Annotated in this window: 12 protein-coding genes, 2 tRNA genes and 1 pseudogene; 13 read left to right on the top strand and 2 right to left on the bottom strand. The window is 31.4% G+C overall.

The annotated features are described in order from the left end of the window. The first annotated feature begins 84 nt into the window (after window positions 1-84). The 5 genes from AC5M21_RS14525 to AC5M21_RS14545 all read left to right on the top strand — a co-directional run bounded on the left by AC5M21_RS14525 (window position 85) and on the right by AC5M21_RS14545 (window position 7502). Window positions 85-161, top strand: a tRNA-Met gene (locus AC5M21_RS14525). 42 nt (window positions 162-203) lie between these two features. Continuing rightward, window positions 204-280, top strand: a tRNA-Ile gene (locus tag AC5M21_RS14530). A 621-nt stretch (window positions 281-901) separates the two neighbouring features. Continuing rightward, the gene (locus AC5M21_RS14535) at window positions 902-2083 is read left to right on the top strand and encodes a BTAD domain-containing putative transcriptional regulator (RefSeq protein ID WP_017143773.1); all 1182 of its coding nucleotides are present in this window, start codon (window positions 902-904) and stop codon (window positions 2081-2083) included. 130 nt (window positions 2084-2213) lie between these two features. Beyond that, window positions 2214-4583 (top strand): InlB B-repeat-containing protein, encoded by a 2370-nt coding sequence (locus AC5M21_RS14540; RefSeq protein WP_008789902.1) that lies wholly within the window; start codon window positions 2214-2216, stop codon window positions 4581-4583. Between the two features lie 567 nt (window positions 4584-5150). After that, on the top strand, window positions 5151-7502 hold the full coding sequence (locus AC5M21_RS14545; RefSeq protein WP_008789901.1) for an HAD-IC family P-type ATPase: 2352 nt from the start codon (window positions 5151-5153) through the stop codon (window positions 7500-7502). Here the strand turns inward: AC5M21_RS14545 and AC5M21_RS14550 are convergent. After that, window positions 7491-8033, bottom strand: a complete 543-nt coding sequence (locus tag AC5M21_RS14550; protein WP_008789900.1) for a hypothetical protein — start codon at window positions 8031-8033, stop codon at window positions 7491-7493. The genes AC5M21_RS14545 and AC5M21_RS14550 overlap by 12 nt on opposite strands. A gap of 111 nt (window positions 8034-8144) precedes the next feature. Here AC5M21_RS14550 and AC5M21_RS14555 point away from each other — a divergent pair, with 111 nt between their 5' ends. From AC5M21_RS14555 to AC5M21_RS14585, 7 genes and pseudogenes are all read left to right on the top strand, one after another. Beyond that, window positions 8145-9539, top strand: coding sequence for a polysaccharide deacetylase family protein (locus tag AC5M21_RS14555; protein WP_008789899.1), 1395 nt, complete (start codon window positions 8145-8147; stop codon window positions 9537-9539). Between the two features lie 54 nt (window positions 9540-9593). Next, window positions 9594-10607, top strand: coding sequence for an AI-2E family transporter (locus AC5M21_RS14560; protein ID WP_008789898.1), 1014 nt, complete (start codon window positions 9594-9596; stop codon window positions 10605-10607). Window positions 10608-10667: 60 nt separating this feature from the next. Continuing rightward, window positions 10668-11441 carry an HAD-IIB family hydrolase gene (locus AC5M21_RS14565; RefSeq protein WP_008789897.1) on the top strand — a complete coding sequence of 258 codons (774 nt, stop codon included), beginning with the start codon at window positions 10668-10670 and terminating at the stop codon, window positions 11439-11441. Window positions 11442-11515: 74 nt separating this feature from the next. Further along, entirely contained in the window at window positions 11516-12037 is a 522-nt protein-coding gene (locus AC5M21_RS14570) for a hypothetical protein (protein WP_008789896.1), read from the top strand. Between the two features lie 71 nt (window positions 12038-12108). Then, window positions 12109-13443 (top strand): citrate synthase, encoded by a 1335-nt coding sequence (locus AC5M21_RS14575; protein WP_008789895.1) that lies wholly within the window; start codon window positions 12109-12111, stop codon window positions 13441-13443. A gap of 23 nt (window positions 13444-13466) precedes the next feature. Next, a pseudogene (locus AC5M21_RS14580) lies at window positions 13467-14039 on the top strand (HAD hydrolase family protein). Further along, entirely contained in the window at window positions 13993-14472 is a 480-nt protein-coding gene (locus tag AC5M21_RS14585; protein ID WP_147331703.1) for a PTS sugar transporter subunit IIC, read from the top strand. The pseudogene AC5M21_RS14580 and the gene AC5M21_RS14585 overlap by 47 nt, the downstream one beginning before the upstream one ends. 65 nt (window positions 14473-14537) lie before the next feature. Here the strand turns inward: AC5M21_RS14585 and AC5M21_RS14590 are convergent, their stop codons facing one another. Beyond that, entirely contained in the window at window positions 14538-15602 is a 1065-nt protein-coding gene (locus tag AC5M21_RS14590) for a branched-chain amino acid aminotransferase (protein WP_008789891.1), read from the bottom strand. A gap of 123 nt (window positions 15603-15725) precedes the next feature. On the opposite strand from AC5M21_RS14590, the gene AC5M21_RS14595 reads away from it, so the two are divergent. After that, window positions 15726-16124 carry a PTS sugar transporter subunit IIB gene (locus tag AC5M21_RS14595; protein ID WP_008789890.1) on the top strand — a complete coding sequence of 133 codons (399 nt, stop codon included), beginning with the start codon at window positions 15726-15728 and terminating at the stop codon, window positions 16122-16124. Window positions 16125-16204 lie beyond the last annotated feature (80 nt).

Raw genomic sequence — 16204 nt, forward strand, 5'->3', positions numbered from 1 at the left:
AGAGCAGAGGACTGAAAATCCTCGTGTCGCTGGTTCGATTCCGGCCGGAACCACCATTTATTTTTTACAAACGATTCACTACATGGCGGGGTAGCTCAGTTGGCTAGAGCAATCGGTTCATACCCGGTGGGTCGGGGGTTCGAATCCCTTCCCCGCTACCATTAAGCTAACAAGTGGTGAATATGCCACTTTTTATTTTATTTGGACCCTTAGCTCAGTTGGTTAGAGCTACCGGCTCATAACCGGTTGGTCGCAGGTTCGAGTCCTGCAGGGTCCACCATAAGAAATATGAAAGTATAGTCGATAGGAAAATCTTGATTATACTTTTTTTGTTTTGAAATGATAATGTATTTAAGTATAAAGAAAAATTATTGTTTCTAATGGTGCATAGATATTTAACTTCATTAATGATATACTTTGAATTATTATTATATTAATTGAAAGTATATCTGTTTTGATTATTAAATGTCTGTAATTAGAAACCAAAAAGTCATGTTCAATGCAATTGTATATTCATTGTACTGTATAAGTGAGTGTGATATAATTAATGCATAGAAACGAGTTATTATCATTTATGTTTACTCTGTGACAAGTGATTGATTTTATCTTTATGATTTTTAATATCATCAAAAGTTTTAACATCTTGTTTGGCTTATCTTGAATTAATTTGTTATGGATAAACAAAAGAGATCAACAAGATAGAATTGACAATTTACATAATAAAGAATTGTATAGCAGATAAGCATTTAAAAGAGAGTGAAATACATAAATGACTTTCTTATAAAATACTTATTATACTAAATAATAAGATGTTTTTTTATTGACTAGGGATCTTTAAGGTAATTCACTTGGTTAAAAGTATTATCATGGTAACGTGTGTTCTATAGAGAAGAGTGAGAAAGTGGATAATATTATATTAAAAATAAGGATGTTTGGTTGCTTTGTCATTGAATGCTATAATGAAAAAATAGTAGTTAATCAGTATTTTGGGAAACAATTAGTGAACCTGCTGGAAATTCTTTTGTTGCAAAACCAAGTAGAGGTCAGTAAAGAATTCCTAATGGATATACTATGGTCAGAAAGTGAAAATCCTAATAGTGCTATGAAATTTACAGTTTTTCGTTTGCGAAACGAATTGAAGAAAATTCCTGGATTGCATAAACTGGAATTAATTATAACGACGAAAAACGGATATCGTATGAATCCGGATTATACATATGATTGTGATTTTATGCATTTTGATAATCTTTATTCTCAAATAGAGGGACAAACTTATAAAGAGAATGAATTAGAGTATGTGCAGCAAGTTTTAAGTATTTATCAAGGACATCTTTATACGACTTCCTCCCAATTGTTATGGATTATACAACAACAGGAGTATTATCGAAATGCTTTTATAGAAATGATTTCAAAGGGATGTGAATGTTTATTACAGCAGCATAAGTATCAGGATATAAAAAGAATTGCATATAGTGCTATTCTTTTAGAACCGTTTGTAGAGGAACTACATTATTTTTATATGTATGGACTTATAGGTACAAAAGATTATCATGAGGTTCGGCAATATTACAATAAGGTTGATGAGAATTTTTATAAAGCCTTGGGTTTTGGTCTTTCTTCACGTTTTAATGATTTATATGGTATTAACCAAAATGATGAACTAAATAGTGATGTTGTAGGTATATCAGAGTTCCATGAGAACCTTGATAACAAAGCTCATAATCGCGATGAGGCCTTTTATTGTTCATATGATCTTTTCAAGAATATATATGAAATTTCGTTACGAGGGGCAGCTAGAGAAAGAAAGAGGTACTTTATTGCTTTATTTAAAATTGAAACCAAGGAGTCAAGTGACAAACAAATTTATGTATTAAATAAATTAAAAACTATTATCATGACCTCTTTAAGAAGTAGTGATATCGTTTCAAAAGTGAATAATTCACAAATGGTCATACTTGTCAATTGTAAAGAAGTGGATAATGTGTATTTGATAGCCCAAAGAATTACTTCACAATTTTATAAAAAGTGTGATCAAAATAAATATCGTTTACATTATAGCATTGAAGAAGCAATGGTTTCATGATAAAGAGTTCTACTTGGTTAATAAGTAGAACTTTTATCATAAAGATTACAAAAAATGACAAATATAACCAAAATATAACCATGAGTGACTATAATCTAACTGACAATAAAGATTGGAGGATAGTGACACGATGAGGAAATTAAAGGAAATTGTTATAGTTATAATAGCCATTGCTTCAATGATATGTACTGCTTCTATTATTCCAGCAAATGCCATAACAAATGATAAGACTGTCCATGTGAATTATTACTTGACAGATGACCAAGAAAACTATATTAACTGGGATGGTGAGAGAATAGATTTGGAGCAGCGTATTCTTGTCAAAGAAGAAACCTATGTCAATCTTGCTCAGGATTCTTATGTTTGGGGAACAACTCATTTTACAACTAGCGATGGAATCCAGCTCTATCTTTCAGTAGGTATGAAAAAAGTTGATTATAAGGGGAAAAATTCTTGTGATATCATTTTTGGTGCTTATATGGATAATACTGTCAATTTTATGGACTGGAGAAGTTCGCAAGATCATACATATGAACAAGTAGATTCAAAGCCAGTTCGTTTTCCATATAACCTTGGATATGAGGCTAAAGATCCTGCTCAAAAAGAAGGATATACTTTTATGGGGTGGTATGATGAACAGGGATATAGATTTGAAAAGGATTCCATTATTAAGGAAGACTTGAATGTCTATGCAAAGTATGTAAAGAACAGTGAAAAGAAAGTGTACACAGTTAATCATTATACAGAACAGTTGAATGGTGAGTATAAAAACTATGAATCAAAAAAGAATCAGGCATCTAATAATCAACTGATATTAGCTGAGTCAATGATAAAAACTGGATTAACTGGCTTTATCTTTAATGCTGAGAAGTCTGACAAATCTATTGTTGCTGGTCAAGATGATGAACTGAACTTATATTATGATAGAGATATAAAGACAGTTACATTTATGAATGGTAATGAAACTCTATCAGTTCAAAATATTAAATATGAGGGAAAGGCAACAATGCCAGAGACTCCAATTCGTGAAGGATACAGATTTATTAAATGGAATACACGTATGGATGGAAATGGAAGAGACTTCAATGTCAATGATAGTGTCATTTATGATTCTGTCTATTATGCTATTTTTGAATCTGTACCATCATATCAATACACTATTAAATATTATCAGGAAGATATAAAGGGATATAAATTGATTCAAAGTGAGAATAAATCTGCTTTTAAAGGAACGGTCATAAATGCTACTGACCAACAGAAAAACGTATATGATGGTTATAAATATAATAATGAGAAATCTGATAAGAATATAGAAATTGTTCAAGACCAGCAAGTCATATCTTTCTACTATGATAGAATAGAGTATCCATATGTTATTCAATATTATTATGACGGAGTACTTGATATAGATAAAAATGAGAATGGCAGCGGCTACCTCAATGACATCATTACGGAATTTGTGGATAAGAATAAGGAAGGATTTAAATTACTTTCTGCTCCAGCTCTCACAATTGGTAAGGATGAGAATGTTATGAAAGTTGAATATGTAAGAGAACAATATCAGGTAAGGTTCTTAGATAAAGATGGTCAGGTTATTAAGAGTGAAACAGTAAAATATGGAGATTTTGCAAGAGCCCCAGAGGCTCCTCAAGTAACAGGAATGCACTTTACTGGCTGGGATAAGGATATGACAAATATTACAGCTTCTCTAGATATTACAGCTCAATATAAAATCAATACATATACAGTGGAATTTCAGGATCAAAAAGGCAATACTATCAGCAGACAAGTGGTAGAATATGGTCAAGATGCAACTTTGCCAGATGTACCAACTATAGAAGGATATGAATTTACAGGCTGGAAGGGAACGTATCAGAACATTCAAAACGATGAGATAGTAACTGCACAATATCGTCAAATTGGACAAACAGTTATCCCACCAGCAGATGATCCTAGTGATGTCATACCACCAACACAGCCACCAACTGAGTTGCCAGAGATAACTGTTCCTGCACCAACGCTCCCAACTCCACCAGATAGAATGATTGTTACAGGAGATACAAATCAGCAAACATCATTAATAGGTGGAGAGGTAAGTAATAACCAAAATGATACAGAACAAGAAGAAATTGCTCAAATCACAGATCAGCAGACACCAAAGTCTCATGGAGCAGTTGAAAAGCAATGGGCAGTTCTTAATTTAATAGCAGTCATGTTAAGTCTTATTCTAGCAATTGCTTTGTTGTTATCAAAAAGAAACAAAGAAGATGAAGATATGAGAACAAGAAGAAGATGGACAAAAGTAGTAGCTATAATTATTGCAGTAGTATCTATTGTTATCTTTGTTGTAACAGAAAATATCTTCTTGCCAATGAAATTAACTGATCAATATACAATTATTATGTTGGGATTAAGTCTTATCCAGATTGTTATGACTATCATTGGTAGAAAATATAAAGATAATGGTCAATTAAAACAAACAGTTATCAATGAGAGTTAAAAAATAGCGGTCCTAAAAACTGTTCAAAAAGAATGAACAGTTTTTTTATATAGCAAGAGTATAGCAGTGCCAGTTAGTGTAGATATTTTCAAGGATCAAATAGATATATTTTAAATATGACTTTGCTTTGTCCTTTCTTTTATTCACAAAATCAACAGTATCCTCATCTATGATTTATTATTGATGAGTCAATTATAGTGAGTGGGAGTTATCTGAAAGGTAAATTGGTTAAGACGATAAAAGAATTCAAAGGATAACAAATCAATTTGAACTGAATTGTGAAACAGTGGGATCATTGAAAATGATTCTCTTTTCTAATTATTTTATTTGAATTTAATAGAAATAATCATTGTAAAAGTATTGTGTTGATGTTTTGAATAGAGAATTATGAATGAGGAAATGGATTATATTATTTTATATATTGATTTTTGATAAGTTTTATAAGAACAGATGATTTTTCATGATGTCAAAAGGCTATAAATTATGGTATGATATGATTAATCATATCTTTGTTATATACACAAATTATTCATATCGATATGTTATATTGTTAAAGTAGGTGAGAAGATGGATATAATTGAAGAACAGGGTTTATCAACACAAGAGGTTCAAGAGCGTATTGAAAAGGGACAGATTAATATTTCTCAAGATAACATTTCTAAAACAAAGAAACAAATTATTCTCGAACATACTTTGACTTACTTTAATCTTTTAAATATCTTCTTGGCAGGAATTATTATTTCTACTGGACGTTGGACAAATTTAACTTTTATGGGTGTTGTTACAATTAATGCTTTGGTAGGTATTTATCAAGAATTAAAAGTGAAAAAAATTATTGATCAATTAACCGTTGTAACTGTTAAGAAAGTGAAAGTTGTGAGAAATCATCAAGAAAAAATTATTCCAATTAATGAATTGGTACTTGATGATGTTATTTATTTAGAGAATGGAAATCAAATTGGTTCTGATTGCGTTGTGATTGAATCACGTGGTATGGAAGTTAATGAATCTATGTTAACTGGAGAATCGAAACCTGTAAAGAAAAAACATGGTAATGAATTAATGTCTGGAAGTTTTGTAGTTGCTGGAAGTGGCTATGCTCGGGTTATTAGAGTAGGAAATGATAACTATTCTACACAGCTTGTTCATAAGGCTAAACATAAAAATAAAGCATCCTCTGAAATGAAAGATGCAATTGAAAAAATTATTAAGGTTTTGAGTTTTGTTATTGTTCCAGTTGGTATCATCTTATTTATATCTCAAATGGCTGCTTTTCCTAATGACCAAGCTACAGCAATTGTGAAGACTGTAGGTGGTGTCATAGGAATGATTCCAGAAGGGCTCGTTCTTTTGACAAGTTTATCTTTTATCTTAGGTGTTGGAAAACTCGCAAGAAAAAAAGCTTTGATTCAGGAAATGGAAGCAATTGAGGCATTGGCTCGTGTTAATATTCTTTGTTTAGATAAAACGGGAACAATTACAACTGGTGAATTAGAGGTTGAAGATGTTGTTGTTTTAGGAGATAATTCAAATCAAAATATTGAAACAATAATGGGTGCAATGGCATATTATTTTGATGATATTAATTCTACTCAAAAAGCTCTTCGAGATTATTTTCAGAAACCTGATGGCTATCAAGTGACTGCTATGATTCCGTTTTCTTCTCAGCGAAAAATGCGTGCAATTGCATTTCAAGAACAAGGGCAATATGTTTTAGGTGCGCCTGAGTTTTTGTTGGGAGAGGATGACCCAATATTGAGGCAAGTCAATGCATTTTCGCAGCAAGGTTTACGTGTTTTGTTACTTGGGAGAACAGATAAAGTTGATGAGGACAATAGTCAAATTGGTCATGTCTTTCCAATGGCACTGATTATTATTCATGATTGTATTAGAAAAGAAGCGAAAGATACACTATCTTTCTTTGAAAAGGCAGGGGTTGAAATTCGCATACTTTCTGGTGATAATCCTATGACTGTTTCACGTGTTGCTCAGCTTGCAGGTTTAAAAAATGGCGATCTTTATATTGATGCTACGACTTTGCCTGAGGATGAAATTGAACTTCAGAATATTGTGAAACATTATCGTGTTTTCGGACGTGTAAAACCAGAACAGAAGCAGCAGATTATCAAGGCCTGCCAGCTGCAAGGGTTGGTTGTTGGCATGGTTGGTGATGGTGTTAATGATGTATTAGCGCTAAAGGATGCTGATTGTGGAATTGCTATGGCAGCTGGAAGTGATGCTGCTAAACAGGCAGCACATATTGTTTTGCTCGATTCTAACTTTGCATCAATGAAGGCAATTGTCAATGAAGGGCGTGCAATTATTGCAGATATTGAACGTGTCAGTTCTTTATATCTCACAAAGACGATTTATTCAACAGTACTTTGTTTGATTTTTGCAGCATTGAAAATGAGCTATCCATTTACTCCTTTACAGCTGAGTTTGATTAGTGGGCTAGCTATTGGTATCCCTAGTTTCTTACTGACATTAGAGCGATCTTCACAACTATCATCTCAAGGTTTTTTAAAACATGTTATTTCTACAGCTGTTCCTTGTGCAATGACAATGATTGTTTATATGTTAGGTATTGGAATTCTTGGGCAATGGTTGCATTTTGATGCTAAGATGTATTCAACATATTACTTTCTCGTTGCGGGATTTATTAGTTTCTTAGTTGTATTTATAGTCTGTATGCCATTAAATCGCTTACGTGCAATTGTAGCAAGTATAATTACATGTTTGTTCTATATGATACTTCTTGTAATGCCAAATTTCTTTGGAATTTATCCAATAATTAGCTGGCAAGTTGTATGGACGATTCCTCTTTGTGCAAGTTCGATATTTGTTATGGGAGCGTTTAAGGAATTCATTCGTTATTTATACAAGCAGCATGAAAAAAGGATTTTATTAAAGAGATAGTTCTTTGATTGAAATCATAATTTCCTCATGCTTTAGTGTGTTGTTAAATTGTTCTTGAGCACATTTGTAGAATTCAAATGGATGAATATATGTGTGCGAAAAATAAACACCACATTTAATATCAAATTGGCAATTATGGTTTTTATATAAAAAGTTTTTTTGAATCAAATGTTTTTTTAGATTTAAAAATGCAGTATTGATTTGCTCTGAAGTGACATCAAACATAATAATGAAAAACATGTTTGTTTGATTCGTATAAAGGTTTGCATTTCCGAAGTCTAAATATTGCATAATTTCTTTGAGAATATATGGCGAAATTTTTTGATAAATAAATGGATATTTTTCAAAAAGGAAAGGCAAAACCTGATATTCAATATAAATACTTGCCATTGTATTAATATTTTGAGGAATGATTAAATTTTTAAAAAAATGATAAAGAATCTCTGCTTCATAAGATGTATGATATGTATAATCTGGGTCCAAAATATGATGTGGAGATTGCGAATTTTGTTTATAATTGTAGATATGCATGTGTCTCACCATTTTTGTTGTAACATATACTTAACTACAAAATAAAGTGAAAAGGATAAATATATATAGAAATGCTTAATGTTTAGAAAATTAGGCAAGAAAGGGATGAACATGAAGCCAAAATTGAAATTAAAAAAATTAATAATTGATTCTGTTTGTGTTGCTGTAGCTTTAGTGGCAATATTTGTAGCTTACTTATACTTTACGGCTTCAAGTATTCATTTTCAGTCAAGTCATGAGATTGAGATTAATTCAGTTGTTGATTATACAAATTTTATCAAAGCTGTTGATGGTGGCAATCCAACTGATGTAGAGATAGATAGTTCTCAAGTAAATGTTGAAAAATTAGGAGAATATGAAGTCGTTTATAAATACAAAGATGAAAAAAGAATTTTAAAGGTCCAGGTTGTTGATACAACTCCACCAGAATTTGAAGTACAGGATCAGACTGTTGCTTTGAACCAAACCATTGATCCAAAATATCTTGTTAAGAATATCAAAGATGTAACAAAAACAACTGTAACGTTTCAGGAAAAATATACTTTTAATAAAGCAGGTGAGCAGCAAGTTGAAGTTGTGGTAACTGATGAAGCTCAAAATAAAACAGTAAAGACAGCAAAGGTTAAAGTGGTTGAGGATAAAGAGGCTCCTGAAATCATTGCTGGAAATGTAAGTATTATTGTTGGAACAAAAACTGATTTAAAATCTTTGGTAAGTGCAAAAGATAATTTTGATAAAGAACCATCTATTGATGTAGTAGCAAATGATTTTGATGTCAATAAAAAGGGAAACTATGAAATTAAATATATTGCTAAAGATGCAGCAGGAAATCAATCGGAAAAAACAATAACAATTCAGGTTATTGACAAGACTGATGAAAATGAAAAAGTTGTTTATTTGACTTTTGATGATGGACCATCGCGTCATACTCCTGAAGTTTTAGAAATTTTGGATCGTTATAATGCCAAAGCGACTTTCTTTATCACAGGTATGAATGCAAGTTATCGTAAATACATACAAATTGCACATGATAAAGGACATACAATTGGTTTGCATACCTATACGCATTCTTATTCTAAAGTTTATGCTTCTATTAATGCTTATTTTGATGATTTAGAAAAAGTTGGGGCTCTAGCTAAAGAATATATTGGTTTTGTCCCTAAATATATTCGCTTTCCAGGTGGAGGATCGAATACAATTTCTAAAAAATACACTCCTGGAATTATGTCTAAGTTAGTAAAAATGGTAGAAGAAAAAGGTTATATTTATTATGATTGGAATGCTGAAAATGGTGATGGTTACTCTAAGATGAGCAAAAAAGAAATGTTGCGACGTGCTACATCATCTTCAGAAAAGAAAATAATGATTTTAATGCATGATGCAAATGGAAAACAGAATACAGTTGATATCCTACCAGATGTCATTGAATATTATCAAAAACGTGGATATACTTTTAAAGCAATTGATGATTCAACATTTGTACCACATCAAAGAGTAAACAATTAAAAAAGCCTCAGGGCTTTTTTTTGCTTTTTGAGCATATATATTAGTGGTGATGTTATGAAAAGGACAAAAGTGATTGGGCTTATTTGTGTTGTTATATATTGTTTTGTTTTGAAATATATGTTTCATGTCATTTTTCCTTTTGCATTTGCAGTTGTCTGTTATTTTGTAATGAAACCTTTAATTGATCGTTTGGAAAAATGTTTTCATATACAAAGAAGTGCAATAGGTGTTTCGCTTTTATTAGTTATTTATTTGATTTTAGCAATATTATTAGGGTGTCTATTTACTTATGGTGTCTTTTTCACAATTCATTTTTTTGAAAAAATACCTATGTACTATGAAGATATGTTATTGCCATTTTTAGAGCAATTAACAATTTGGGTGCAACAACATTTCCCTATTTTGATGAATGAAGACTATTTATTAGCATTACAAAACTTTTTGGGTCAGTCTCTATTGAATGTAGCAGGTTCTTTTTCAACGGTGATTACTCAAATACCAATTTACTTATTTTCGTTTTTCTTATTTGTGATTTCAACTTTTTTCTTTATGCTTGATTATGAAGAAATGAAAGGAAATTTGTTATCGATATGTAGTCAGCATGTCATGAATTCTTTTGTCAGAATTAAAAATAAATGTTTAAAGAGTTTGTGGGTTTATGTTAAGTGTCAATTGATATTGATGTCTATTTGTTTTTTTATTTTACTTATAGGTTTTGCTGTCATGAGAATGAGTCATCCATTACTATATGCTTTTGTAACAGCACTCTTAGATAGTCTACCATTTATTGGTGTTGGTATTGTTTTAATTCCTCTATGCATTGTCTATTTGCTACAAGGAGCATATCTGAAAGCTTTTTATATTTTTTTGATTTATTTAATTATTAATGTTGTAAGAAGTCTTTTAGAACCTCGTATTATGAATAAACAAATGAAGATACCCTCATTCTTATTATTGTTATCTATGATGGTTCATTTGTATTTCTTTGGTATGATTGGAGTTATTTTATCACCAATTCATATGAGTTTAATTTATGGTTTTTTGGACATTCAAAATGAGAATAAATAATATTTCTTTCTTCGTAAAATCAAATTTGCTATAATAAAACATAGAAATGAGGTTAGAAAGATGAATAAAAAATATTTTTTCTTTGATATAGATGGAACATTAACTAATAAATTGACAGGTGAATTGGTACCGAGTGCTCAAAAAACAATTCGTCAATTACAAGAAAATGGTCATTTTGTGTGTATTGCAACTGGACGTGCATACTATAAAACTAAAGATTTTGCAAAAATATCTGGTATACATCACATTGTTAGTAATGGAGGGGCAGCTTTGACAATCGATGACCATGTTATAGCTAACAGACCATTAGACCATAAGACAGCTGTTGCTTTATGTGAAGAAGCTGAACGAAAAGGCTATGGCGTGTTAATTGCAACTGATGATAGCATTGATGTGACTATGATTAATGATAACTTTATCAATCAGGTGGGATATCGTCAGGAACCAACACGCTATTTTTTAAAACAATCACTTCGTTATTGTGATATACCAGAGATTTATAAAATATATATCGCAATTTCACAAGATGATGAGATGAACCTTAAATTAAAAGACTCAATTGGGTATATTCGTTTTGTTGATGACTATTTAACATTTCAGCATGATGAAAAAGATCGAGGAATTTTAAATATGATCAAGACAATTCATGGAAAGGTTGAAGATGTTGTTGTTTTTGGTGATGATTATAATGATCTTGTGATGTTTCGACCTGAATGGACATCAATTGCAATGGGAAATGCATGTGATGCATTGAAGAAAAAAGCAGACTTTGTTACAAAAGCAAGTTATGATGATGGAATTGAATATGCTTGTCGCCATTATGGATGGATATAAAAGAAAGCCCTTACATATGATGTTGACTTTTGAAAAAAATTGGTATAACCTTAAATATGTAAGGAGGCATTGCTATGAACAGTGGACGTTATGGACAACATAATCTAAAAATAATAGGATTGATTTTAGGCGCAATGGTGATAATCTCAACCTTTGTAATTCTTTTATCAGGTGATCGATATGAAGATTACTTAGGTCTAGGTGAATACCCAAATTGTATGAAGGTTGATGAATATGGAGATGCAGGAAATGATGAGGGATGTGTACGTCATACAAGAACGTTAACGCCAGATTATCAAGATGTATACTCATTAAGTTTTGAAACATTTTATATGAAATCTGAAGATACAGCTTATCACAAATATCAGACTTTAAAAGAAAGTATGAAGTCACAAGAAGTCGTGGATAAGAATGAAACGAATATTTCTGATGTATCGACAGTGACTTGCTATAAGACTTCTGATAATCAAGTATGGTTTGTTGTTAAAGAAGGGACAACTGTGTATAAAGCACATGGTGTTAATCAAGATATGTCAAAAAAACAAAAATGGTTTGATGTCTTAAAGATTAATTATCAAGTTCCTCAAATGGTATAAAATAATTTATTGTATACAATTATACAAAAGTGTGATATAATTATTTCTATATCATAAAAGGGGTGATTGATATGGAAAATAGAATTCAAAGTTTTTTTGAAAAATCTTTAGAAGAAAATCAAATTGATAATGAATTATACAAAAAATATTCTGTTAAAAAGGGATTGCGTAATGAAGATGGAACAGGTGTATTGGTCGGATTAACGAAAATCTCAGATGTTGTAGGATATAAAAAAGTTGATGGAGAAAAGTTTGATGATTATGGTAGCCTGTATTATCGAGGTATAAATGTCAAAGATATTATTGAAGCACAGCGTCAAGAAAAAAGATATCTTTTTGAAGAGGTTTGCTTTTTGATTTTGTTTGGTTATTTGCCTAATGAGCAGGAATTTAAAGAGTTCAAACAAATTTTAAGTGATAATTATGAATTGCCTCCACATTATCTTGAGGGGAATATTTTAGGATTTCCAGCTAAAAATTTAATGAATAAACTTCAACAAGAAGTTTTAATGTTGTATTCTTATGATGATAATCCTGATAATACTGAAACAAGGGAAACATTAGAAAAAGGAATTAATTTATTAGCAAAAATTCCATCAATAGTTTGCTATACTTATCAGACAAAAGTTCATTATTTTGATGAACAGAGCTTATTTATTCATCATGTTAATCAGGATTATAGTATAGCTGAAACTATCCTGTCTTTACTGAGGGATGATGGTAATTTTAGTGAGAAAGAAGCAGAAATATTGGATATTTCTTTAGTTTTACATGCTGATCATGGTGGTGGGAACAACTCGACATTTACAAATGTTGTGATTTCCTCAACAGGTACAGATATTTATTCTGCAGTTGCAGGGGCGATTGGTTCGCTAAAGGGTCCACGTCATGGTGGAGCAAATTTGGCTGTTAAAAAGCAAATGGAATTAGCAATTAATGAGATTTCTACGCAGGCATCTGATGAGCAAATCAGAACTATTATACAACGCATTTTGGATAAAGATTTTAATGATAAGAGTGGATTGATTTATGGAATTGGACATGCTGTCTATACTTTAAGTGATCCTCGTAGTGAGATATTGGCTGCGAAATGTAAAGAACTGGCAATGGAAAAAAATCGTCTTGAAGAATTTGAGTTTTATACACGCTTTGCAATGGTTGCGATTGATGAAATATATACAAGAAAGGGTATTCGTGTCTGTACAAATGTTGATTTTTACAGTGGACTTGTTTATGACATGTTAGATATTCCAAGTGATTTATATACATTGCTCTTTGTTGCAGCAAGAACAGTAGGATGGATTGCTCATAATATTGAAAACAAATTATATTCTAATCGTATTATTAGACCGGCAACAAAATATGTAGGTGGAATTGATGAATATGAAAACATTGAAGACCGATAGAAAAGCGTTTTTCTATGATATTGATGGGAACATTAGCAATAGGAACTGATGTTCCTTTATCGATTCAAAAAGCTTTCTATGAATTAAAAAAAGAAGGGCATCTGCTCTTCATTTGTACAGGTCGTCCATATGAATATGCTTCACAATTTTTTCAACAATATGTTGATGGCTTCATTGCAAGTAATGGACGCTATGTTATTTATAGAAATAAGGTTTTATGAGATGAACCGCTGAATCATGAACAGATTATATATTTTATGAAAGTTATAAGAAAACATCACTGTGGTTTCGCTTTTATAGATCATGATAGCGGTTATTTAGAGAATCAAGATATTCAAGTTTTAGAAGAGATTATGACAACCTATAAAAAAGGTTATTATCAGATTGACTTTAATGATGAGGATGTAAGTGGTTATATGTTTGATCTTTATTTTTCACACTATGATCAATTTAAGGCTGTTCAAAATGAACTTAAGGAAACTGTGGTTTTGAATGAACATTATCCTCATTTAAGTGCTGATGCAACAATTTTAGGAATTGATAAAGGTGATGGCTTCAAACGGATCGTTAGAACATATTTGGACTGCAGGTTTTAATTATTTGCATATCTGGACAAGCACAGTTTGGCCATTGTTGATATTAATGTTATTTTCAAAAGTTAAGTTTCTAAAGAAATTGGCAATTCTTTCAATTCCGGCGGCTATTTTCTCAATTATCGAACCAGTTATGTTTGGATTACCGCTAGCATTAAATCCATTTTTGATCATTCCATTTATCATTTCGACATGCATCGGAAGTTTTGTGACATATGGATTATGTATGTTAGGCGTCTTTTCAAAATTCTATGCAACATTACCATGGGCTACACCTCCATTTATTTTAGGACCATTAGCTTCTGGTGATATGATGACGATTGTAGTTGTATTCTTGAATGTTATTATTGGTTTGATTATCTTTTATCCATTTTTTAAAGCCTTTGAAAAAAATGAATTAGAAAAAGAAAAAAATCATGAGTTATCAATGAAATAATAAATCCCAAAGTGAAAAAAGTAGAGATAAAAAGGTTTCTCCTAGTATAAAGAGAAACCTTTTTGCTATTTTAATATTTTTGTCCAATTATATTTATCTTCCAAACGACCCCATTGAATACCAGTTAAAGTATCAAATAACTTTTGTGTCAACTCCCCAGTTTTAAAGTTATTGATAGTGACTTTATCACCTTTATAACATAACTCACCGATTGGTGAAATCACCGCTGCAGTACCTGTTCCCCAAGCTTCTTTTAAAGCCCCAGTTTTTCCAGCTTCCATTAATTCATCAATACTTAAATTACGTTCTTCAACTTTGTAGCCCCAATCTCTTAGAATATGCAGAATAGAATCTCGTGTTACACCAGGAAGGACAGTTCCTTCTAAAGCAGCAGTAACAATTGTGTCATTAATTAAGAACATAACATTCATTGTACCAACTTCATCAACATATTTTCTATGAACGCCATCTAACCAGAGGACTTGTGTATAACCATTTTGTTCAGCTTTGACCTGGGCTGCAATACTGGCAGCATAATTACCACCACATTTTGTGAATCCTGTTCCACCCTTAACAGCTCTAACATATTCATCTTCAACCCAAATCTTTACAGGATTAACTCCTTCTGGATAATAATTACCAACTGGTGATAAAATAATTATAAATTTATAACTATTAGCAGGATGAACACCAACACCAGGTTCTGTCGCAAAAGTGAATGGGCGAATATAAAGTGAAGTTCCAGGTGCTGTAGGAATCCACTCTTGTTCATACTTCACAATCGCTTCAACAGCTTCGACAAACATATCTTCGGGTAATTCAGCCATACAAATACGTTTGTTAGAGTTAATCATTCTTCGTGCATTCATTTCTGGTCTAAAGAGAAGAATATCCCCATCAGGATTACGATATGCTTTCAAACCTTCAAAAGTTTCTTGGGCATAGTGTAGAACCATAGTCGCTGGATCCATAGCAATTGGACCATAAGGTACAATTCTTGCATCATGCCAGCCTTTTTCTTTATTCCAATCCAAGATGAACATGTGATCAGTAAAATATTTGCCAAATCCTAAATTGTTTTGGTCTGGTTTCTCTTTGAGAGATGCCGCTTTTTCAATTTTGATTTCCATAATAAATCCCCCTTTGATAATTAATGAAATTATACTCTTTTTTTATATAAGTGGCAATATATTTTTACATTATCAAAAAGAATGATATAATATTAAGGAATAAGATAAAAATGGAGGCTATTTATGATTAAGATTTTATTGTGTTGTGGTGGTGGCTTTTCTTCTAGTTTTGTTGCTGAAAGAATGAAAAAGGAAATTCAAAATTTAGGAATGGAAGATGATGTTATGATTGAATTTTCACCTTTCTCTATTGCTAAAAATAGATTTTTAGAGTTTGATATTGTTGTGTGTTGTCCACATCTCAATATTTATGTGAAACAATTGGTTGAAAAAGAAGATATTCCCATTCCAATTTATGTTTTACCTCCAAGGATGTATGGGAACATGGAAATTAAAGAAATTTATCAGGATGCTTGTGATTTGATTCAAATGTTTCAAGAAACACATCAAAATCCTGTTCATTTTCCCCATGAGGATAATGTTTTAAGAATCACAAGACAATGTGCATATCGTCATCAATAAGATAAACAATGTTTATCTTATTTTGATTATAAATTGATACCACGTGTTATACGCGTGGTAAAGATTTTAGCTTTAGCGTT

This window comes from Coprobacillus sp., from assembly GCF_984815275.1.

Excerpts from the sequence above, each read along its gene's own strand:
- AC5M21_RS14540 (WP_008789902.1), top strand. The coding sequence starts at position 2,214 with ATGAGGAAATTAAAGGAAATTGTTATAGTTATAATAGCCATTGCTTCA.
- AC5M21_RS14545 (WP_008789901.1), top strand. The coding sequence starts at position 5,151 with ATGGATATAATTGAAGAACAGGGTTTATCAACACAAGAGGTTCAAGAG.
- AC5M21_RS14550 (WP_008789900.1), bottom strand. The coding sequence starts at position 8,033 with ATGCATATCTACAATTATAAACAAAATTCGCAATCTCCACATCATATT.
- AC5M21_RS14555 (WP_008789899.1), top strand. The coding sequence starts at position 8,145 with ATGAAGCCAAAATTGAAATTAAAAAAATTAATAATTGATTCTGTTTGT.
- AC5M21_RS14560 (WP_008789898.1), top strand. The coding sequence starts at position 9,594 with ATGAAAAGGACAAAAGTGATTGGGCTTATTTGTGTTGTTATATATTGT.
- AC5M21_RS14565 (WP_008789897.1), top strand. The coding sequence starts at position 10,668 with ATGAATAAAAAATATTTTTTCTTTGATATAGATGGAACATTAACTAAT.
- AC5M21_RS14570 (WP_008789896.1), top strand. The coding sequence starts at position 11,516 with ATGAACAGTGGACGTTATGGACAACATAATCTAAAAATAATAGGATTG.
- AC5M21_RS14575 (WP_008789895.1), top strand. The coding sequence starts at position 12,109 with ATGGAAAATAGAATTCAAAGTTTTTTTGAAAAATCTTTAGAAGAAAAT.
- AC5M21_RS14585 (WP_147331703.1), top strand. The coding sequence starts at position 13,993 with ATGGCTTCAAACGGATCGTTAGAACATATTTGGACTGCAGGTTTTAAT.
- AC5M21_RS14590 (WP_008789891.1), bottom strand. The coding sequence starts at position 15,602 with ATGGAAATCAAAATTGAAAAAGCGGCATCTCTCAAAGAGAAACCAGAC.
- AC5M21_RS14595 (WP_008789890.1), top strand. The coding sequence starts at position 15,726 with ATGATTAAGATTTTATTGTGTTGTGGTGGTGGCTTTTCTTCTAGTTTT.